The following is an 18,661-nucleotide window of genomic DNA, read 5'->3' as shown; positions in this document are numbered from 1 at the left end:
GTGTGAAGGATGGAGGAATATCTCGTCCCACTTGATCAATACCTCGCGGCTGGTGTCCACATAGGAACCCAGCAGAAGACCCAGGACATGAAGAAGTTCATCTACCGCGTTAGGCAGGACGGCCTCTACGTCCTCGACGTCAGGAAGACTGACGAGAGACTCAGGATAGCGGGCAAGTTCCTGGCTAAGTTCGACCCTGAGAGCATTCTCGCGGTCAGCGTCAGGCTCTACGGGCAAAAACCCGTCAAGAAGTTTGGTGAGGTTACCGGAGCCAGGACTATTCCAGGCCGCTTCCTTCCGGGAACCATGACCAACCCTCAGGTCAAGAACTTCTTTGAGCCGGACGTTATAATAGTCACGGATCCAAGGGCTGACCACCAGGCAATGAAGGAAGCAATTGAAGTTGGCATACCAATAGTTGCCCTGGTTGATACCGAGAATTTCCTCAGCTACGTGGATCTTGCAATTCCGACGAACAACAAGGGCAGAAAAGCTCTCGCGCTTATCTACTGGATCCTTGCCAGGGAGATACTCTACAACCGGAAGGAAATAGAGAGCAGGGAGGACTTCAAGGTTCCCGTTGAGGACTTCGAGATGAGGATTATCAGAACCTGAGGGGAAGGTTTTTAACCCTCCTCCCTTTATTCCCCCTCGCGCGGGGGTGCCCGAGCCTGGCCAAAGGGGCCGGACTTAAGATCCGGTGCCGTAGGGCTTCGCGGGTTCAAATCCCGTCCCCCGCACCAAAGGTTTAAAAATTCCGTGCTGGATGAAAAGTTCGGTTCAGGATCATTGAGGTGGTCGAGATGGCGAGATTCCCAGAGGCTGAGGCAAGAATCTTTAGGAAGCTTATCTGTATGCGTTGCGGCGCCACCAACCCTTGGGGCGCCAAGAAGTGCAGAAAGTGCGGATACAAGGGTCTTAGGCCGAAAGCAAGGGAGCCACGCGGTGGCGGACGCTGACGCTCCGTTTTAAAGTTTTTTGTCCCGGTTTACCCTTTCTTTGGGTTTCCCTTGAGCTTTGAGAGGGTCTCTTCAAGGAAAGCCAATCCCTCTTCGAGAAGCTTTTCACCCTGGGGTGTTAGCTCGTAATATTTCCTTGAGGGTTTGCCACTCAATCCTTCCTGCCATTTCGCCTTTACGTAGCCATCCTTTTCGAGTTTGTACAGAACAACGTACGAACTCACGGTGGCGGGTTCAAATCCAAAGGCCTTTTTTATCTCCTGTTTTAACTCGTACGCGTACATTGGTCTCTCCTTAAGAAGCTTGAGTATGTAGAGCCAGAGGACTTCCTTGGTGACCTTATCCTGTAGCCTTTCCATTGGGCTGGCCATGATCTCACCCAGTTAGTTCATCTTTGATAAATATTTCAAACCGATATAATTTAAAGTTTTGGGCCAGAAAACTATTTTAATCCCGATTCCCTACTTTTGGGTGGTGGTGAGCATGCAGTTCGACATAAACGGAATGATCGGCGACTTGGGGGTTGGGGGGATAACGGGCTTCATAACTGGATACGCCCTCAAAAAGTTCATGAAGATCGTAATGACTATCATCGGGGCCTACATCCTGAGCCTGTTCTGGCTTCAGCAGAAGGGTGTTATAACGATAAACACGGAGAAACTCTTCAACTTGACCGGAAGCGTCACGTCACAGGTGGTTAGTCTCGGGCAGAAGGCTCTCGGGCTCCTTCCAGGAACCGGGGCCTTTGTCGCCGGGTTCTACCTGGGATTTCAGAAGGGATGAAGGGGAAATCAAACCTTTCCCCTGTAGAGGATTTTAATTAGCTCCTCTGGCAGACCTTCTTTCTTGATTTTTTCCTCGATAAGTTTCTTCTCGTTTTCATAGTCAACCTCGATGAACTTGGCGTGGAGCGTGTCAACGTCAACCAGCGCGAAGGTTGCCTTGTGGTTCTTGCCCGGCGGATAGCCTATGCTCCCCGGGCAGATGACCCTTCCGTACCTCGTCATTGCGTTGACCGGGTACTTCGGCGATGCAACGAAGAGTATCTCGTAGTCCTTGACGGGCCTCATTATCGCTTCGTAGTAGCTGGTCGGCTGGTCCGGAAGAACCTGCCCCTCAAAGGGGTTGAGCGGGCTTCCGTAGACGCCGAAGATGTCGTTCTTGCCTATCTTGTCCACGAGGTAAATCGGCAGGTCCCTGATGAACTCCCTGCCCTCGTGACCGAGCTTCTCCCACGTGTACTTGAGGGCCTTCTTGATGTAGTCCGGGTAGTTGAGCCTGTCAATGTAGTCCGGTCCCTCAGCGTGCGGGTCGCTTGCCGCTATGACCTGGTCGAACTCGCCGCGAATGACCTTGACGACGTTATGCCTGATAAGATCGTCGAGCGTGTCGAGAACTTCACCCGGATACGGGAAGAGGCCGATGATGTTTCCAAGGACGTAGTACTTTTCAATCTCATAGCCTTCTTCCTTGAGGGCCTCAATCTTCTCGAGGGCCTTCGCCAGAGCGGGAAGGTTTCCGTTTATGTTTGCCAGAACCGCCACGTACACCATGTTATCACCTCCATTTTTTCTTACCTAAAGAAACTAAAAGCCCCAAGGTATTTAAACGTTTCGGAGTGTGGAAGCGTCCTCTATCGTCTCTATCACCTCCTTTGTTTTTGATGAATTCGGATGGGGCATCGTCCCTAGCGTCGAGCAAAGCTCAACGTCGCACAGGCGAGCAAGCTTTGTAACAGCCTTTGGGAAAGGCTGCGAAAATGCCATTTCTCACAAACGGGCAAAAAGTCAGTTGTGTATTAACCAAGTTCAACTTTGAAATGGTTTAACCGCTAAATGAAGTTCTTCTGAGTAGTTTCAACTCATTTTTGGCGCCCAAAGGGCGCTTTTGAGTGAAACAATGATTAAAGGAGCAAATCGAGAGGAAACCTACTTGAAACAAGGATACGCCCAAGAAAGGCACATCATCTCCCGCCAGCACTTGCGAAGGAAGCTTTTGGAAAAAGCTTCACCAAAAGCTCGTAGCTCTAGCCAAAAGGCTCAAAGGAAATAGATTTTACTTATAACCTCGTGGTTTCTAAATGAGAACACACTCAAATGGCACTCTTAGGGGAGTTTACTCTCTCTTGACGCCCTTCAGGCGTCGATTCTAAAAGTAAACCTCTGCAAAAAGGAGCAATTGGAGAAGTTCTCACACTCAAAATGACAAGTCAATGAGAAAAATTCACTCAAAATTTAGCCTTTCAGAAAAAGCTACCAACTTTGATGAAACTTTGCGAAGGCAAAGTTTCGATGGCGCCCCGGCGGGGATTTGAACCCCGGACCTCGAGGTCCGCAGCCTCGCGCCCTATCCAGACTAGGCCACCGGGGCACTTGCCCGCTAACCCTTCTCGGAAACGCTTTATAAATTTAATCCTCACCTCATGTAGGCCATCACGTAGAGTTCGCACGGAAAATCCTCCTCCGTTAGTTGGGCTCCCTTAATTTTTATCTTACCTTTGTCCTCCGGAAAGTGCCAAGTGGCGGATTTTCCGTTGCACAGCCGAACGTGAACCTCCCGTATTTTGTCTCCGTCTCCGTTGGCATAGACATATACTCTGTATTTGTTGCTATCTGGATAATAATGTAAGTTTACAGAGACATAGAAGTCGCAGTTTTTTGTGGCTTTGCACCCCTCAGGGTATCTGTACACAATCCACGTTACTGGGTGCGTATAGCCGGGCTTTTCAGGAGAAAGCTCGGGATCTATATACGCGATCCCTGTTATGGGAGTTCCCTTGGATGCCGGCAGGGTGTATTTAACGGCAACCGCGATAACGATAAGTGCAACAACCGCTATCAGCAGATATTCTAAGGAGCTCTGGGCCCTCTTCACGGGTTCCACCGGGGTAAATAGGTCCTTAGCACTGAAAAAACTTTACCGAAAGATTTATAAAGCCGCCAAGATTGAGTATTAACGGGCCTGTGCGGTGGTAGTCTAGCCTGGCTAGGACAGCGGCCTGCCACGCCGCTGGCCCGGGTTCAAATCCCGGCCACCGCACCACAAACTTTGGCCTTATGAGTGCTGGTAGAAAGGAGCACTTTTCTGAGAACTGTGAGTTCTAAAGCAGGTTTCTCGTTCACGTGCTCATTGTTCAAGGTTTCCTCCTGAAGGGGCCAATACAAAGTTGTAAATGGCCAAAAAGGACGTCTGGGAGCCCTTCGAACTGGCATTTCACCGCCTCCCATTAAAGCCGTTTGAGAATCTTGGCTAAAATTCATGATTCCTTCGGAGGTGCTTTTGGAAGAAATTGAGAAAAAAAGACATCACTCACCAGTAGCGCCCTTGAGGGCATCCTTGCACGGACAGCGGCGCTCCTTCGGAATGTGCTCGACGGCCTTCATTAGGAGGAGCTTTATCTCCTCACCTTTCTTTGCCATGAGCTCGACGACCTCGGTGTGGGTAAGCTTTTCCCTGCTTATCCCAGCGGCGTAGTTGGTAACTATGGCAACGCTCGCGTAGCACATCTCAAGCTCCCTCGCGAGAACCGCCTCGGGGCACTGAGTCATACCAACGACGTCTGCGCCGAGTATCTTGAGCGCCCTTATCTCGGCCCTCGTCTCGAAGCGCGGTCCCTCCATGCAGGAGTAGGTTCCCGTTGGGTGGTAGGTGAAGCCGAGCTCCTTGGCGGCCGTAATGAGGGCCTTCCTGAGCTCCGGGCAGTAGGGGTCGGTGAAGTCCACGTGGGCGACGAACTTCCTGTCGTGAGGGCTGTCCTCGCCGTCATAAAAAGTGTAATGCCTCGTCTTCGTGAAGTCCATGAGCTGGTCGAGGACGACGAAGTCGCCGGGCTTCATGTCGAGGTTGAGAGAGCCAACGGCTGAAGTTGCCAAAATCCTCTCGACGCCGAGCTCGTGAAGCGCCCAGATGTTGGCGTGGTAGTTTATCTTGTGAGGTGGAACGCTGTGTTTTTCTCCGTGTCTTGGCAGGAAGGCTATCTCCTCTCCTCTGTAGGTTCCTATCTTAACCCGGACCGTTCCGTAGGGTGTCTCAACGATTTCTTCCCTAACGTTCTCAAGCAGTTTCGGGTCGTAGACACCGGAGCCTCCAATGATGGCTATCCTGACCATATCTCACTCCCCCTGAATAGCTGTAGAAAATAGAACGGCGTGGGGGTTTAAAACTTTAGACCCTTCCTAGGATCCTTCTATGCTTCTCCGGTGAAGCTCGGCTTTCCTCTCCAGCTCTCGCTCTGGGTATTCTCCAAGGGATCCCTCCACGATTTTAACGAGTATCTCACCCATCAGCCAGGACCCCCATTCGGCGTCGGGAACGTTTTTAACGGCGTCTATTGCCCCGTCAATGTCTTCTCTCCTGAGCTTTTCAAGAGCTATTGCCCCAAAGGCGAGAGATCTCAGGTAAGGATCGTCTATCATCCTCCCGAATTCTTCTGCAGTCTCGAAGTTCCCTATCTTTGCCAAGTACGTCGCGACCTTAACCAGAACCCTCTCATTCTCGGTGTTTCTCCCTAGGAACTCCACGACACCCCTGTACTCTGGAGAGGGGTTTTTCTCGAGCAGAGCATCGAGGGTGGCCTTGGCAACCCCATCGAATTCCTCAGGGCTTAGTCGTAGGGATTTCACAAAAGACTCCAGATCTTTCGGTCTGCCGATAAGTAATCTCGAGAGATAAGACGCTATGCTCTCCCTGTTGCGTGTTACGGAGTTCAGTATCTCCGCAGCCCCCAATACATCGCCTCCCTCCACGAGACCCGTCAGAAAAGCTCTCAAGAGGTCCTTCCCCAGTCTCTCCGAGAGCTCTTTGGCGGCCTCCACAAATTTTTCGTATGTTGCCTTTGGCACTCCAGAACCTCTCAGGCTCTTTGCAGTTTCTTCGAGAGCCGTTTCAAGCCAGTACTCGTTCTCTATTGTCGGGAGCAGTGAGAGCACGCTCGCGAATTCTTCCCTGGTCAGGTGGCCCCTTATTATCTCAACGATAGCCTGAGACCTTTCGGGTTCACCGGTGAAGACGTTTAGAACCTTTCTAGCTATCTGGAGATCCCCTTCTTGAACGAGGTTCTTCACAATCTCGAGGAGCAATCTGTTCCTCAGCTTTTCATCCTCAATGTCAGTGGCGTAGAGTATGGCGTCCCTTTTCTTTCCCGCTCGTAGGGACTCCCGTATTATCTCCACAAGCAGGGAATCCTTGACCCTGCCCCTGAGCAGGAGGGCCCCTTCGTAGGCTCTGTGCAGCATGCCCTCCGATAGTTCCTTTACCCCCGCCATTCGAAGGTATCTTGAGGTAGAGACCATCGCCCTGAGTATGAGCACTGGATCCTCGATGTAGTCGAGGGAAGAAACGGCAAGCTTAAACGCCTTCACGGACGTCTGGGGTTCGCTTTTACTCAGGAGATAACCGAGTCTGGCGAGTGTAATTGTCCTAACGTATGGATCGGGGATCGTTTCGGCTATCCTCAGAACTTCCTCACCAATCCCCGTTTGTGTCTTTTTTTGCATAAAACCCACCAATACTATAAAAGAGTGTTCTGATATTTAATCCTTGCGAATTCAAATGGGCTTATTGGAAAGGGCTCAAACAACGAAAGTTTAACTCATTTCGTCGTACACGACGCTGACGGTTTCGCCATCTTCGAGAACCACGAAGCTGACCTTGGCTTTTTTGCCGGTTTTCTGGTCCACGACAAGGAAGTCCGGGTCCTTGAGGTACTCGCTTCCGGGCATTTTCCAGACGTCGTCGTAGTACTCCTTTAGCTCTCTTAGGAAGAGGGCAGGGTTCCTTCTTATCACGGTTGCCATAGCGCATCACCGGTATTATATACAACCTCAAAGTATAAAAAGATTTCGGAAAGACGATCGTTAAACATGATTTCGACAATCGACGTTATAAAGTCGCCGGGATGGGCACAAGGGTTATTAACTCCCGGGTGTCTTTGATTCAGGAGGGGTGAAGATGGCACTTGAAAAGCTCGGCAAGGCTCTAAACAGTGCCCTGAGAAAGCTGGCGAGATCGAGTACAGTTGATGAGGCGCTCATCAGAGAGGTAGTTAGAGACATCCAGAGGGCCCTCATTCAGTCCGACGTTAACGTAAGGCTTGTTCTGCAACTGACGAAAAGGATACAGGAAAGGGCCCTCAACGAGAAACCCCCGGCGGGTGTTAGTCCAAGGGAGCACGTCATTAAGATAGTTTATGAAGAGCTGACGAAGCTCCTGGGAAAGGAAGCGGTTCCCCTTGAGATACGGGAGAAGCCAACGATATTGCTCACCGTTGGGATTCAGGGATCTGGTAAGACGACGACGATAGCCAAACTCGCCAGGCACCTTCAGAAGAGGGGCTACAAGGTGGGCCTCGTGTGCACTGACACCTGGCGTCCCGGTGCGTACTACCAGCTCAAGCAGCTTGTTGAGCCCTACAACATAGAGGTCTTCGGCGATCCCGGCGAAAAAGACGCCATAAAACTTGCAAGGGAGGGCGTTGAGTACTTCAAGGATAAGGGAGTGGACGTTATAATCGTCGATACAGCGGGGAGGCACAAGGAGGAGTCAGGCCTTATAGAGGAGATGAAGCAGATAAGCGAGGCCATAAAACCTCACGAGGTCATCCTCGTCATTGATGGAACTATAGGCCAGCAGGCCTATCATCAGGCCCTCGCCTTTAAGGAGGCCACACCGATAGGCTCGATAATCGTCACGAAGCTTGATGGTTCTGCCAAAGGCGGTGGGGCGCTCTCGGCTGTGGCGGCGACTGGGGCACCAATAAAGTTCATAGGTGTTGGTGAGAAAATAGACGATCTCGAGCCCTTCGATCCGAAGAGGTTCGTTTCAAGGTTGCTGGGTCTGGGTGACATTCAGGGTCTGCTCGAGAAGATCGAAGAGCTGCAGAAGGAGCAGGAGTTCAAGGAGGAGGACGTTGAGAAGTTCTTGAGGGGTAAGTTCAACCTCAAGGACATGTACGCCCAGCTTGAGGCAATGCAGAAAATGGGCCCGCTCAAGCAGATACTCCAAATGATACCCGGCCTCGGCTACTCCCTTCCGGACGAGGCCGTAAGAGTAGGCGAAGAAAAGCTCAGGCGATACCGCATTATAATGGACTCCATGACGGAAGAGGAGCTGGAGAACCCGGACATAATAAACTACTCCAGGATAAAGAGGATAGCCAGGGGTTCTGGAACATCAACGCGCGAGGTCAGGGAGCTTTTGGCCCAGTACAACCAGATGCGAAAAATGTTTAAGAACTTAGACAAAAGAAAATTGGCAAAGATGGCCAAGAAGTTCAACTTTGGAGGGCTGGGGATATGAAGAAGATTGAGGCAATAATTCTCGTGGTTGCCAGGCCCGGTACTGAGGAAAAGGTCTACGAGAAGCTGAAGAAGCACCCCAACGTCAAGGAGATATACAGGGTCTACGGTGAGTACGACCTGATCCTAAGGGTTGAGGTCGACACGATAGAGGATCTTGACAGATTTCACGATGAAGTCCTGAGGAGGATCAGGGAGATAGAGCTAACTGAGACGCTTATAGCCAGCACCTACGGCCTAAAGGAGGGCTGAGGTGAGAGAGTGGCCACCGAACCTAAGAGAACGCTGGTGGCCATAGTCGATCTTTTAACTTTGAAGGTCGAGGTGGTCACACCCGTAAAGTTCAAATGCGTTGAAGACTGCGGACGCTGCTGCTATGAGCTTGAAATCCCGCTGCGCGACGAGGACATTGAGGCGATCGAGGAGCTCGGATACAGTGCATGGGAATTCGTGGACTATGAGAAGATGTTCTATCGTGGCGACAGGTTCCTCGGTTATGCTCTCAAAAAGCGACCCTTCGATGATGGTTGCGTTTTTCTCGATCCAGAGACGAAGAGGTGCAGGATATACCCTAAGAGGCCAATGGCGTGCAGGCTGTACCCCTTTGTCTTCGTTAAACACGGAAGCAAGATGGAGGTTTACATTAAAGAGGACTCCTTCTGCCCTGGAATAAACCATCCCGATGGCGAACTCGTCGATAGCAGTTTTCTCCTTCGCGAGTACGGGTGGCTCTTTGAGGAGTACCGGCGAAAGCTCGGAGAGAGATGAGCAACCGAAACCTATTTATACATTTTTTTGTTAATCAGTGGGCACCGGGGGTGAGTGCATGACACAGTTGAAGTCAGTGCAGGAAAAGATCAGGCTCGTTAACATGCTCAGGCTCCTCAAGAAGAGCTACACATACGAGGAGCTCTCAAAGATAACGGGACTGCCGATAACGGTGCTGAACAGGTACGTTCGCGGAAAGGTGCTCCCGAGCACCGAGCGAACGAAGGCCCTCATCGAGCTCCTAAGTCCCTACATTGATCTCAGGGCGGAGGTCAGGAAGAGGCTCAAGTTTGACAGCAGGGGCTTCTTTGACACTATGGCGGTTTTGAGTGACACATCGCTCATGACCCTTCTCTCTGAGGAGCTTGCCGGCAGGCTCTCGGAGCTGAACCCCGACAAGATACTGACGGCGGCGACCGATGGCATACCCTTTGCCGTCCACATCGGCAGGCAGCTTGGGGTTGACGTTGTCTACGCCAAGAAGAAGAAGGAAGTTGGAGTTGAGAAGTTCTACGAGGTTAGCTACGTCCCAAGTGCCTCTGGAAGCGTTACGACACTTTACCTGCCCTCATGGGCCCTTAGCAAAGGGGACAGGGTTCTCATCGTGGACGACGTGGTGAGGAGTGGGGAGACCCAACGGGCACTGCTTGAGCTCGCCCTTCAGGCGGGTGCAAAGCCGGTGGGCATGGTCTTTCTGGTCAGTGTTGGTGAAACAGCGAAGAGGTTTGGCGAGGAGCACGGCATACCCGTCGAGAGCGTCATAACCCTTGAGAGGTAAGACTATGAAGTTTATGCTGTACAACGTTGAGGGCCTAAGCATACCGGTTGAGGCCGAACCCGGCCGGCCCTTTAAATTTAATTGTTCCGAGGAGGAGTGCGGAAAGTCCGTGACGATAGAGGGCGTAATTCTACCAGTCTCAGAGGACGAGTTCGCGGTCGTTCTAAACGCCGCGATAGATGAAAACCCGGACTTCAAGGCCATAGAAGAGATAAAGGCGAGAAAGTACATCTTCAAAGGAAAGGTCAACGGCGTTGAGACCGTCCTTCCGGCAGAGACCTTTGAGGACTTTGCCAAAAGGTTCATTGAGGCCGTTGATTCGGTCTTACTTCTCAGATAGAGCCTCAAGGCTTATGGTGAAGTCTTCCTTGGCAATGTCCATAACGACGCTGGTGTTCGTTTTTTCAACTCCCTCAAGGGAGAGCAACCATTTTACGAACCTGTTCATATCCGCCCTGTCCCGGAACTTTGCTATGGCTATTATGTCGTACTCCCCTGTCACGTCGTAGACCTGCATAACCCTCGGGTTTTTCGCGATTTCACGCTCTATCCTCATTATCTCCCGCCCCTTGGCCTTTATGCCTATCACCGCCGTCAGCCCGAAACCAACTTTCTCGTAGTCAATGGCGACGCAGAAGCCCCTAATGACCCCGTTTTCCTCCATCTTCTTTATTCTGTTGTAAACAGTCCCGACGGCGACGTTTAGTTCCCTCGCTATCTCTCGATAGGAGAGTCTGGCGTTCTTCTGGAGGAGTTGAAGTATCCTGAGATCAAGCTCGTCCATACCCATCCCCCTGCTTAGTGCACCGTAAACTTTAAATACCCACCGCTAAAGGAGATAGCGGGTACTGGACCGGTAGCCTAGCCAGGATAGGGCGGCGGCCTCCTAAGCCGCAGGTCCGGGGTTCGAAGCCCCGCCGGTCCGCCAGTTTTAACGTTCCCGTTTAACAAAACCCATTTATACGCCTTCTCCAATTCTCTCCGGTGGTGGCATGGCGTTCCTTAAAGTCGTTTCACTGGAGGAGGCTTTGAAAGTTATCAATTCCTTCCGGCTTGAACCGAAAGTGGAAACGGTTCCCCTCAGTGATGCCCTTGGGAGGGTTCTTGCAAAGGACGTTCTCTCCCCCATAGACGTCCCGCCCTTCGATCGCGCCACCGTCGACGGGTACGCGGTTAGGGCTGAAGACACGTTCATGGCGAGCGAAAGCGAACCGGTGAAACTAAGGGTCGTCGGTGAGGTTCACGCCGGTGAGAACCCGGGGTTCAGGATCGAGAAGGGCCTTGCGGCATACATATCTACCGGGGCTCCCCTGCCCGAGGGGGCCGATGCCGTGATACAGTTCGAGGACGTCGATCGCGTTGGAGACGAGGTTCTCATCTACAAGCCCGCCTACCCCGGGCTGGGTGTCATGAAACGGGGCACTGACATCCCCTCCGGGAAACTGCTTCTGAAACGGGGCACCAAGCTGGGCTTCAAGGAGACCGCCCTGCTCTCGGCGGTTGGTCTGGAGGAAGTCCCTGTTTTCAGAAAGCCCAAGGTTGCGGTGATAAGCACTGGAAACGAGGTAACCCTTCCCGGAAACGAACTCAGACCGGGTCAGATCTACGATATCAACGGCAGGGCAATAACCGATGCCGTAAGGGAACTCGGCGGTGAAGCCTGCTTCCTCGGCGTTTCCGGAGACGACCCCAAGACCCTCGCGGAGATGATACTCGACGGGGTCGCGAGCTGTGATATCGTCGTTCTCAGCGGCGGCGCGAGCGGGGGAATGAGGGATCTGACAAGCTCCACGATAGAAAGGCTTGGCCGGGTCTACGTGCACGGCATAGCGATCCAGCCCGGAAAACCCACTATAATAGGTGAGATCGACGGAAAACCTGTCTTCGGCCTCCCGGGCTATCCAACGAGCTGTCTGACGAACTTTACCCTCCTCGTGGCCCCTCTCCTAAGGAAACTCATTGGAAGGGAGAACGAGGTCAGAAGAGTCAAAAAGAGGCTCGCCCACAAGGTCTTCTCGGTGAAGGGCAGGAGGCAGTTCCTCCCGGTTAGAATAGAGGGTGATAAGGCAGTCCCGATACTCAAGGGAAGCGGTGCCGTCACGAGCTTCGTTGATGCGGATGGTTTTATTGAAGTGCCCGAGAACGTGGAGATACTGGAGGCAGGGGAGGAGGTAGAGGTTACGTTCTTCGGCTGACTTCGTCGTTTTTTCAAGCGATCCATCAAAACCTTTTTTAAATTCCCCTCCCTCTTCCCAAAAGGTGTTGACTATGCTCGACATAAAGCTCATCCGCGAAAAGCCCGAGCTCGTTAAGAAAGACCTCATCAAGAGGGGCGAAACCGAGAAGGTCAAGTGGATTGATGAGATCCTCGAACTCGACAGGAAGTGGCGCGAGAACCTGAAGAAAATCAACCAGCTCAGGAAGGAGCGCAACCAGCTGGCAGTACAGATAGGCAAGCGCAAGAAGGCCGGAGAGCCGATAGAGGACCTCCTCGCGAGGAGCAACGAGATAGTGAAGCAGATTGAGGAGCTTGAGAAAGAAGTTGAGGCCCTGAAGAAGAAAATCGACTACTACCTCTGGCGCCTGCCCAACATCACCCACGAGAGCGTTCCGGTCGGCAAGGACGACACCGAGAACGTTCCAATAAGGTTCTGGGGCAAGGCCAAGGTCTGGGAGGGCTTCCTCGAAAGCTTTAAGGAGCAGAGCCTCGGGAAGATGGACTACGAGGTTTTGAGCTGGAGGCCGAGGCTTCACGTTGACATGCTCGAGCTTTTACGCGGTGCCGACCTTGAGAGGGCCGCGAAGGTCAGCGGTTCGCGCTTCTATTACCTCCTCAACGAACTGGTCATACTGGATTTAGCTTTAATTCGCTTCGCCCTAGACAGGCTCATCGAGAAGGGCTTCACGCCGGTGATCCCACCCTACATGGTGCGCCGCTTCGTCGAGGAAGGCGCTACCACCTTTGAAGACTTCGAGGACGTCATATACAAGGTCGAAGGTGAGGACCTCTACCTGATTCCGACGGCAGAGCACCCGCTCGCCGGAATGCACGCCAACGAAATCCTCGACGGGAAAGATTTGCCCCTCCTCTACGTCGGCGTTAGTCCATGCTTCAGGAAAGAGGCCGGAACGGCTGGAAAAGATACGAAGGGAATATTCCGCGTTCACCAGTTCCACAAGGTAGAGCAGTTCGTCTATTCGAGGCCTGAAGAGAGCTGGGAGTGGCACGAGAAGATCATAGCGAACGCCGAGGAGCTCTTCCAGGAGCTTGAGATCCCCTACCGCGTCGTCAACATCTGCACCGGCGACTTGGGCTACGTAGCCGCAAAGAAGTACGACATAGAGGCCTGGATGGCAGGCCAGGGCAAGTTCAGGGAGGTCGTCTCCGCCAGCAACTGTACCGACTGGCAGGCGAGGCGCTTAAACATCCGCTTCCGCGACAAGACCCATGAGAAACCGAAGTTCGTCCACACGCTCAACTCAACTGCTATCGCGACGTCGAGGGCCATTGTAGCGATACTCGAGAACCACCAGACGGAGGAGGGCGTTGTAAAGCTCCCGAAGGCCCTCTGGAAGTACACGGGCTTCAAGGAGATCCTGCCCGCGAGCATGAAGGAGAAGTGCTGTCAGGACTGAGCTCCTTTCTCCCTTTTGCCCCTTTTGCTTATAATCCACGCTTCTTGGACTGTGTGTAGTACAAGGGTTTATAAGGGGTTGTACTGTATGTAGTCCGCGACTATTACCTGGCTATTCCCAGGTGTCTTCTCTGTTAATTAACTCGAAAACCCTATAAAACTCTTCATACGGCTCCACCTTGAGCTCCTTGGCTGGCTTTTCAGTTTTCAGAATCCCTGCGGTCTTTTTCAGGATCTCCCGCCTCTTTTCAAGCTCTTGGTTTCTCGATGAGAAATATAAGGGTTGCTAAACCCCTCCCCGCTCCCGCACCTTCCTCCTGACGTTCGGGTCGCGGTCGGCGATGATTTTCAGGGCCTCCTCGAAGGTCATCCAGTCTGGAACCTCTTCGTTGAGGTAAATGCCAGTCCTCCCAATCGCGTCCCTCCTCGTGAGGACGTGGACGCGCTCGGTAACGACCTCAACGCTCACGCCGAGGATTCTGGCGACCTCGCTCTCCCTTCCAACCACCTCGCGCTCGATGTGGCCCCTCTCGGTGGGAATTATCAGAATCAGCTTCTTATTGACGCCCGGAACGCGCTCCTTGGTTTTGACGCCCCATAAATCAACGGCCCCTCCCCAGCGGTAGAAGTCCAGCTCCCTGTCGGTCGGCTCGATGAGGGGAAACGTCACGGTCGTTTCTTCGTCAATCTCAATCACGCCCTTTATCAGGTGCCAGGGAGTTGCCATGACTATCTTCCTTCTCCTCACGAGGCCCTCAAGGGCAAGCTCGATGAGATAGCTCGGAACCTTAATCGGGATGAATATGTCTATGTCGCTGTCCCTTCTCACGTCTCCCCTCGCAACGCTCCCGTAGAGCAGGGGGTCGAACTGGGCTAAACGCTCCATAATCTTAAGCGCCTTCTCCCTTTTCTCCCAGAGGTAGCGCCACCTCTTGGGAGTGTAGATTACCTCGCGCTCGTCCCATATCTTCACTACCTTTTCCCTCGGCATCGCATCCACTTCACCGCTCACCTTTTTAAGGGGATCGTCAAGAGCGAGCTTTGGTGGAGAAGATGCCGGTAATAGGGATCAATCTGACAAAGATAGAGTTCGAAAAGAAGGGAGTACCACCGATTGGGGGCAGGATTGAGGTCAACCTGACGCCCAAGGTCAGGGATATGAGGCTTGGCGAGATTAGAAGTCCCACGGGGAGGATGAACGGGGTTGAAATACTCTTCAAGTACGAGATAACCTACAGGCCCGAGATAGCCGAGGGGCTCATAGAGGGGGCCGTTATGTACCTGCCGCAGAGGAGGGAGGACGTGGATAGAATCCTCGACACGTGGGAGGTTGAGAGGAAGGTTCCCCCCGAGGTGTTTGCGGAGGTTATAAACTTCCTCACCGCCGAGATAAGCCCGCTCCTCTTCGTGATCGCCAAGGAGATGCGCCTCCCTTACCATATTCCCCTGCCGAGAGTTGAGATAAAGCCGCAGGGGTGAGGCTTTGGTGACCATTGTAATCCCCATGAGGGCCGGCCCGGATGAGCGATTGAAGGTCGCAGCAAGGCTCATAGTAGAGGGAAAGCTCGTTGCATTCCCCACCGAGACTGTTTACGGTCTTGGCGCCGATGCCCTGAATGAGAGGGCGGTCAGGAGGATCTTCGAGGCCAAGGGCAGACCCGCTGATAATCCCCTCATAATCCACATAGCCGAGAGTGAATGGCTCTTTGAGCTTGCGAGGGAAGTTCCTGAGGTTGCCCTCAGGCTTGCCGAACGTTTTTGGCCCGGTCCGCTTACCCTAGTTCTGCCCAAGGGGGAGAAAGTTCCCTCGGTAACGACGGGCGGCTTGGACACTGTGGCGGTGAGGATGCCGGCCCATCCGATAGCGCTTGAACTCATAAGGCTCAGTGGAAGGCCGATAGCGGCTCCTTCAGCCAACATAAGCGGGAAACCCAGCCCAACGGAAGCGGATCACGTCGTGGACGATTTCTACGGAAGGATTGAGTGTATAATCGACGGGGGTCCCACGCCGATAGGTGTTGAGTCAACGGTTCTTGATCTCACGGGGGAGGTTCCAGTTCTTCTGAGGCCGGGCGGCCTTCCCCTCGAGGATATTGAAAGGGTCATAGGCAGAGTTGATGTGCATCCTGCGGTAAAGGGGATTGAGGTGAACCTTGCGAAGGCCCCGGGTATGAAATATAAGCACTACTCCCCCAACGCCCAGGTTATACTTGTTGAGGGGCCAAGGGAAGCTGTTAGAAGAAAGATGGAGGAGATTGTCGAGGAGTTCAGGAGTAGGGGCCTTAAGGTCGGTGTTATGGCAACGGAGAAGTACGATGCGGATGCCTTCTTCCATCTTGGGGAAAGTATGGAAGAGGTCGCCAGAAACGTTTTCCGCGCGCTCAGAGAGCTGGACAAAGCGGGGGTTGACGTGATACTCGCGGAAGGGATAGAGGAGAGGGGACTCGGTCTGGCGGTGATGAACCGTCTCAGGAAGGCCGCCGGCTACAAGGTGATCCGGGCGGATAAACTTAAATAGAAAAATCTCCAAGGAATTGCATAGGTGCGACCCTCAAATCACGGGGTGAGAACGTTGGCTCTGATTCCTGATATGGCTTCACCCGAAGAACTCGAACACCTGGGCTTTGAACACCTCCGAAAAGGTGAGCTCAAGGAGGGCCTTAAGCTGATCCTCCGTGCGGCAAAGAAGTATGAGGACGAGAAAAAGCTTGAGGACGCCGCGAGGCTGTACTATTACTTCGGCTACTTCTTTCTCGACAGGCTGAAGAAGCCCGACAAGGCCAGGCCTCCCCTCCTAAAGAGCGCGGCCCTTTACATAGACCTCATAGAGAGGGAACTCAGCCGCTTCGACATCGACACGGAACGGCTTAATGAGTACTGTACCAAAACGCTCTCTGTTTTCGCGACCGTTGGGGACGAGAAGAACCTGAGAAAATACGCCAAGTACTTCGCCGAGATATACGAGGACATGGCGAGGAGCTACATGGAGAACGGCGAGGTAGAGCTTGCTGTCAAGGCGTATGAAGATGCATTCCGCTACTACAAAATAGTGGGTGATGAGGAAGCGATAAAGCGCATAGCCGATGAGCTCATCACTGCATACGGGCGCATAACCGAGGAGAAAGTGGCCGAGGGTGACGCAGCTGGCGCAGCGGAGGCCTTTTACAGGCTCGCCGGTTACGTCCTGGAGATATTTGGCTACGATGCCCACTACATCGAGATGATGGACACAGCCGCAAGGAACTATGAGAAGGCCAGCAAGCTGTCTTATTCCGAGGGAAACCTCGACGGAACGACAACGTACCTCCTCAAGGCCCAGTACGCGTATCTGCTTGCGGGCAATACAAACAGGGCCAAGCTCATAGGCCTCAACAACGTGAGGATTACGTATCAGGTCATAGGCTCATTCCAGAGCGCAGGAAGGGACAGGGACGTCGCAAGAAAGTTGCTTGAACTCGCCCAGTCCCTCCTCGCGGTGGGCAAAACGAAGGAAGCCTTTAAGGCATATAAGGAGTCCCTGAACCTTGAGAGCTCCCTTCGGAGCCGCACCCTCATGAGAATAGCGATCCTCAAGATCTACGGGGCTCAGAGAAAGGACACCCGTGTTCTCTCTGCTGTCTGTGACGCCGAGTACTACCTCGACAGAAACAACGAGGTCAGGGCTATAGAGATAGCGAACGATACCCTGCAGGGGATTCCCGAGCTTGAGCCCCTCGTTAAAATGCTCCACGAGGCCGAGGGGATAAGTCAGGAGGAGTGAAAGACTTCCCTGAAGAGGGTCTCCGCAAGCTCCCTCGGGGTGAGCCCCCTCCTCTTCCCAATCCTTTTTATGATCCTCTGGGCGCCGCTGCCGTACTGTGCGGCCTTCTTTTCCCTCTCCACAACCTCCCCTGGCAGTCCCAGCTTCTCAGCGGCCTTCCTCAGGATGAACTTTCTGTGACCGTCGCGTATCTTGAGTTTAACAGGAATGCCCAGTGCCGTCGTGACGACCGGAAGGGCCAGATAGGGAAAACGACCCTCGACACCGTTGAGCATCGCTATCTTGTCATCCCTCGCGAGGTTCCTCTCGGCCATCGCTTTGATGTCCTCCTCCATGAGCTCGGGCCTTTCGAGGTACTTCGCGTAGCCCCCGAAGAGCTCGTCCGCGCCCTGACCGCTCAGGAGCACCTTAACCCCGTCCCTTCCCGCCAGCAGGGTCGCGAAGTAGAGGGGAACCCCAATGGCGAGGTTCATGGCATTGGGTTCCTCAATGGCGAAGACGATCCTTTTCAGGGCTTCCTCGACCTCTTCCTCAGTAAAGATGTACTCCCTGAGCTCCAGACCGAGAATGTCGCTCACCTTTCTGGCCCACTCAAGATCTTGGCTGCCCTCGGCTCCTGCCGTGTAAAGTACAACGTCAGAGTGCTTAGAAGCCAAGAGTGCTATGAGCGAGCTGTCGAGACCTCCGGAAAAAAGTACCCCCGTTCTCCTTCCGCACCTGAGCCTCACGGAGTGGGGGATCGTTTTCACGAGCGAGCTCAGGGCTCTCTCGGCCGCGAAGGTCCCGGGCTTCAGATCCTCAACGCTCAAGAGGCGACGCACCTCGACGCTCCCCCGCGAGATCGTCACAAGGTTGCCCGGCTCAATGGGAACGGCCTCTTCACCGATCGCCCACAGTACCTTCTTCTCACTGGCAAAGAAGCCGTTGGGGGAGAAGTACAGGGGTCTTATTCCGATGGGATCGCGAAACAGGTAAATCTTCTCGTCGTCTGAGAAGGCAACGGCGTAGTCACCCTCCAACCAGCGCATTGCTTCCCTGACGGCCCGGAGAAGGCTGAGACCCCTCCCCCTCAGAAACTCGATGAGCCTGAGGATTACCTCACTGTCCACGTCACTCTCGAAGGAAACTCCCCTCCCCTCGAGGAACGCCCTGATCTGGAGGTGGTTGTAAATCTCACCGTTGTGGACGAGGGCAAGTTCGTTTACAAACGGCTGGATGAACTCCTTGGAGCCCGTCATGGCTAACCTGCACTGGAGGAGGCCTATCCTACCCTCGGGGATCTCGTCCAGCTTCGCGAAATCGTCTGATTTCAACACCCCTCCGTCAGTCCAGACTCCGAAGCCATCCGGTCCCCTGTGTTTTCCAGCCAGGGCCATTTTTATGAGCCTCTCTCTGACGTCTCCAATTCCACCTGCAATCAGACACACGCTCTCTCACCCAAATCAGTTGGGTTGGGAGGAGAAAAG

The 18,661-nt window shown here is 53.3% G+C and carries 22 protein-coding genes and 4 tRNA genes; 16 read left to right on the top strand and 10 right to left on the bottom strand.

The features are described from left to right. The first annotated feature begins 9 nt into the window (after positions 1-9). The 3 genes from rpsB to TGAM_RS09935 all read left to right on the top strand — a co-directional run bounded on the left by rpsB (position 10) and on the right by TGAM_RS09935 (position 959). Positions 10-615: a 30S ribosomal protein S2 gene (gene rpsB, locus TGAM_RS09945; protein ID WP_015859566.1), complete on the top strand. Its 606-nt coding sequence runs from the start codon at positions 10-12 to the stop codon at positions 613-615. 40 nt (positions 616-655) lie between these two features. Next, positions 656-743 (top strand) — tRNA-Leu (locus tag TGAM_RS09940). A 60-nt stretch (positions 744-803) separates the two neighbouring features. Further along, a complete protein-coding gene (locus TGAM_RS09935; RefSeq protein ID WP_014122450.1) occupies positions 804-959 on the top strand; it encodes a 50S ribosomal protein L40e in 156 nt (51 codons plus the stop codon). A 29-nt stretch (positions 960-988) separates the two neighbouring features. On the opposite strand, the gene TGAM_RS09930 is transcribed toward TGAM_RS09935, so the two are convergent. After that, complete coding sequence (locus TGAM_RS09930) at positions 989-1,330, bottom strand: PadR family transcriptional regulator (RefSeq protein ID WP_015859565.1); 342 nt, start codon at positions 1,328-1,330, stop codon at positions 989-991. A 112-nt stretch (positions 1,331-1,442) separates the two neighbouring features. Here TGAM_RS09930 and TGAM_RS09925 point away from each other — a divergent pair, with 112 nt between their 5' ends. After that, positions 1,443-1,742, top strand: a complete 300-nt coding sequence (locus tag TGAM_RS09925) for an FUN14 domain-containing protein (protein WP_048811347.1) — start codon at positions 1,443-1,445, stop codon at positions 1,740-1,742. Between the two features lie 8 nt (positions 1,743-1,750). On the opposite strand, the gene TGAM_RS09920 is transcribed toward TGAM_RS09925, so the two are convergent. The 3 genes from TGAM_RS09920 to TGAM_RS09910 all read right to left on the bottom strand — a co-directional run bounded on the left by TGAM_RS09920 (position 1,751) and on the right by TGAM_RS09910 (position 3,842). After that, positions 1,751-2,512, bottom strand: coding sequence for a metallophosphoesterase family protein (locus tag TGAM_RS09920; protein ID WP_015859563.1), 762 nt, complete (start codon positions 2,510-2,512; stop codon positions 1,751-1,753). A 739-nt stretch (positions 2,513-3,251) separates the two neighbouring features. After that, positions 3,252-3,329: transfer RNA gene (locus tag TGAM_RS09915), tRNA-Arg, on the bottom strand. A 45-nt stretch (positions 3,330-3,374) separates the two neighbouring features. Beyond that, positions 3,375-3,842 carry a hypothetical protein gene (locus TGAM_RS09910; RefSeq protein WP_015859562.1) on the bottom strand — a complete coding sequence of 156 codons (468 nt, stop codon included), beginning with the start codon at positions 3,840-3,842 and terminating at the stop codon, positions 3,375-3,377. A gap of 82 nt (positions 3,843-3,924) precedes the next feature. Between TGAM_RS09910 and TGAM_RS09905 the strand changes: the two genes are divergently transcribed. Next, a tRNA-Gly gene (locus TGAM_RS09905) sits at positions 3,925-4,001 on the top strand. A gap of 263 nt (positions 4,002-4,264) precedes the next feature. Here TGAM_RS09905 and mtnP read toward each other — a convergent pair. From mtnP to TGAM_RS09890, 3 genes are all read right to left on the bottom strand, one after another. Further along, complete coding sequence (gene mtnP, locus TGAM_RS09900; RefSeq protein ID WP_015859561.1) at positions 4,265-5,068, bottom strand: S-methyl-5'-thioadenosine phosphorylase; 804 nt, start codon at positions 5,066-5,068, stop codon at positions 4,265-4,267. A gap of 66 nt (positions 5,069-5,134) precedes the next feature. Beyond that, positions 5,135-6,454, bottom strand: coding sequence for a hypothetical protein (locus TGAM_RS09895; RefSeq protein ID WP_015859560.1), 1,320 nt, complete (start codon positions 6,452-6,454; stop codon positions 5,135-5,137). 90 nt (positions 6,455-6,544) lie between these two features. Then, positions 6,545-6,754: a hypothetical protein gene (locus TGAM_RS09890; protein ID WP_015859559.1), complete on the bottom strand. Its 210-nt coding sequence runs from the start codon at positions 6,752-6,754 to the stop codon at positions 6,545-6,547. A 154-nt stretch (positions 6,755-6,908) separates the two neighbouring features. Between TGAM_RS09890 and TGAM_RS09885 the strand changes: the two genes are divergently transcribed. From TGAM_RS09885 to TGAM_RS09865, 5 genes are read left to right on the top strand one after another with little or no spacing between them, the layout of a single operon-like run. After that, the gene (locus tag TGAM_RS09885; RefSeq protein WP_015859558.1) at positions 6,909-8,255 is read left to right on the top strand and encodes a signal recognition particle protein Srp54; all 1,347 of its coding nucleotides are present in this window, start codon (positions 6,909-6,911) and stop codon (positions 8,253-8,255) included. Beyond that, positions 8,252-8,506: an Lrp/AsnC family transcriptional regulator gene (locus tag TGAM_RS09880; RefSeq protein WP_015859557.1), complete on the top strand. Its 255-nt coding sequence runs from the start codon at positions 8,252-8,254 to the stop codon at positions 8,504-8,506. Before TGAM_RS09885 ends, TGAM_RS09880 begins: the two co-directional genes overlap by 4 nt. Positions 8,507-8,515: 9 nt before the next feature. Beyond that, positions 8,516-9,022, top strand: a complete 507-nt coding sequence (locus tag TGAM_RS09875; protein ID WP_015859556.1) for a YkgJ family cysteine cluster protein — start codon at positions 8,516-8,518, stop codon at positions 9,020-9,022. Between the two features lie 58 nt (positions 9,023-9,080). Next, positions 9,081-9,800, top strand: coding sequence for a phosphoribosyltransferase family protein (locus TGAM_RS09870; RefSeq protein WP_015859555.1), 720 nt, complete (start codon positions 9,081-9,083; stop codon positions 9,798-9,800). A gap of 4 nt (positions 9,801-9,804) precedes the next feature. Then, on the top strand, positions 9,805-10,140 hold the full coding sequence (locus TGAM_RS09865; protein WP_048811346.1) for a hypothetical protein: 336 nt from the start codon (positions 9,805-9,807) through the stop codon (positions 10,138-10,140). Here TGAM_RS09865 and TGAM_RS09860 read toward each other — a convergent pair. Further along, positions 10,126-10,584 carry an Lrp/AsnC family transcriptional regulator gene (locus tag TGAM_RS09860; RefSeq protein WP_048811345.1) on the bottom strand — a complete coding sequence of 153 codons (459 nt, stop codon included), beginning with the start codon at positions 10,582-10,584 and terminating at the stop codon, positions 10,126-10,128. The genes TGAM_RS09865 and TGAM_RS09860 overlap by 15 nt on opposite strands. Positions 10,585-10,650: 66 nt before the next feature. On the opposite strand from TGAM_RS09860, the gene TGAM_RS09855 reads away from it, so the two are divergent. The 3 genes from TGAM_RS09855 (at position 10,651) to serS (ending at position 13,436) form a co-directional block, all read left to right on the top strand. Further along, positions 10,651-10,728, top strand: a tRNA-Arg gene (locus TGAM_RS09855). Positions 10,729-10,792: 64 nt separating this feature from the next. Beyond that, a complete protein-coding gene (locus TGAM_RS09850) occupies positions 10,793-11,995 on the top strand; it encodes a molybdenum cofactor synthesis domain-containing protein (RefSeq protein ID WP_015859552.1) in 1,203 nt (400 codons plus the stop codon). Between the two features lie 73 nt (positions 11,996-12,068). Then, entirely contained in the window at positions 12,069-13,436 is a 1,368-nt protein-coding gene (gene serS, locus TGAM_RS09845) for a serine--tRNA ligase (RefSeq protein WP_015859551.1), read from the top strand. A 285-nt stretch (positions 13,437-13,721) separates the two neighbouring features. Here serS and TGAM_RS09840 read toward each other — a convergent pair whose 3' ends face one another. After that, complete coding sequence (locus TGAM_RS09840; protein ID WP_015859550.1) at positions 13,722-14,426, bottom strand: nucleotidyltransferase domain-containing protein; 705 nt, start codon at positions 14,424-14,426, stop codon at positions 13,722-13,724. Between the two features lie 62 nt (positions 14,427-14,488). Here TGAM_RS09840 and TGAM_RS09835 point away from each other — a divergent pair, with 62 nt between their 5' ends. Genes TGAM_RS09835 through TGAM_RS09825 form a run of 3 tightly spaced genes read left to right on the top strand, consistent with a single transcriptional unit; the run spans position 14,489 to position 17,195 of the window. Continuing rightward, positions 14,489-14,914: a hypothetical protein gene (locus tag TGAM_RS09835; protein WP_015859549.1), complete on the top strand. Its 426-nt coding sequence runs from the start codon at positions 14,489-14,491 to the stop codon at positions 14,912-14,914. Between the two features lie 7 nt (positions 14,915-14,921). Continuing rightward, positions 14,922-15,953 carry an L-threonylcarbamoyladenylate synthase gene (locus TGAM_RS09830; protein WP_015859548.1) on the top strand — a complete coding sequence of 344 codons (1,032 nt, stop codon included), beginning with the start codon at positions 14,922-14,924 and terminating at the stop codon, positions 15,951-15,953. 45 nt (positions 15,954-15,998) lie between these two features. After that, entirely contained in the window at positions 15,999-17,195 is a 1,197-nt protein-coding gene (locus TGAM_RS09825) for a hypothetical protein (protein ID WP_394295134.1), read from the top strand. Here the strand turns inward: TGAM_RS09825 and asnB are convergent. Continuing rightward, entirely contained in the window at positions 17,183-18,622 is a 1,440-nt protein-coding gene (gene asnB / locus TGAM_RS09820) for an asparagine synthase (glutamine-hydrolyzing) (RefSeq protein WP_015859546.1), read from the bottom strand. The genes TGAM_RS09825 and asnB overlap by 13 nt on opposite strands. Positions 18,623-18,661 lie beyond the last annotated feature (39 nt).

Source organism: Thermococcus gammatolerans EJ3 (assembly GCF_000022365.1).
GTDB classification, from domain to species: domain Archaea; phylum Methanobacteriota_B; class Thermococci; order Thermococcales; family Thermococcaceae; genus Thermococcus; species Thermococcus gammatolerans.
This window is presented reverse-complemented; position numbering and strand designations above follow the sequence as displayed.

Bases quoted from the DNA above. Each gene is read 5' to 3' on its own strand.
- rpsB (WP_015859566.1), top strand. From the start codon at position 10: ATGGAGGAATATCTCGTCCCACTTGATCAATACCTCGCGGCTGGTGTC.
- TGAM_RS09935 (WP_014122450.1), top strand. From the start codon at position 804: ATGGCGAGATTCCCAGAGGCTGAGGCAAGAATCTTTAGGAAGCTTATC.
- TGAM_RS09930 (WP_015859565.1), bottom strand. From the start codon at position 1,330: ATGGCCAGCCCAATGGAAAGGCTACAGGATAAGGTCACCAAGGAAGTC.
- TGAM_RS09925 (WP_048811347.1), top strand. From the start codon at position 1,443: ATGCAGTTCGACATAAACGGAATGATCGGCGACTTGGGGGTTGGGGGG.
- TGAM_RS09920 (WP_015859563.1), bottom strand. From the start codon at position 2,512: ATGGTGTACGTGGCGGTTCTGGCAAACATAAACGGAAACCTTCCCGCT.
- mtnP (WP_015859561.1), bottom strand. From the start codon at position 5,068: ATGGTCAGGATAGCCATCATTGGAGGCTCCGGTGTCTACGACCCGAAA.
- TGAM_RS09895 (WP_015859560.1), bottom strand. From the start codon at position 6,454: ATGCAAAAAAAGACACAAACGGGGATTGGTGAGGAAGTTCTGAGGATA.
- TGAM_RS09890 (WP_015859559.1), bottom strand. From the start codon at position 6,754: ATGGCAACCGTGATAAGAAGGAACCCTGCCCTCTTCCTAAGAGAGCTA.
- TGAM_RS09885 (WP_015859558.1), top strand. From the start codon at position 6,909: ATGGCACTTGAAAAGCTCGGCAAGGCTCTAAACAGTGCCCTGAGAAAG.
- TGAM_RS09880 (WP_015859557.1), top strand. From the start codon at position 8,252: ATGAAGAAGATTGAGGCAATAATTCTCGTGGTTGCCAGGCCCGGTACT.
- TGAM_RS09870 (WP_015859555.1), top strand. From the start codon at position 9,081: ATGACACAGTTGAAGTCAGTGCAGGAAAAGATCAGGCTCGTTAACATG.
- TGAM_RS09865 (WP_048811346.1), top strand. From the start codon at position 9,805: ATGAAGTTTATGCTGTACAACGTTGAGGGCCTAAGCATACCGGTTGAG.
- TGAM_RS09860 (WP_048811345.1), bottom strand. From the start codon at position 10,584: ATGGACGAGCTTGATCTCAGGATACTTCAACTCCTCCAGAAGAACGCC.
- TGAM_RS09850 (WP_015859552.1), top strand. From the start codon at position 10,793: ATGGCGTTCCTTAAAGTCGTTTCACTGGAGGAGGCTTTGAAAGTTATC.
- serS (WP_015859551.1), top strand. From the start codon at position 12,069: ATGCTCGACATAAAGCTCATCCGCGAAAAGCCCGAGCTCGTTAAGAAA.
- TGAM_RS09840 (WP_015859550.1), bottom strand. From the start codon at position 14,426: ATGCCGAGGGAAAAGGTAGTGAAGATATGGGACGAGCGCGAGGTAATC.
- TGAM_RS09835 (WP_015859549.1), top strand. From the start codon at position 14,489: ATGCCGGTAATAGGGATCAATCTGACAAAGATAGAGTTCGAAAAGAAG.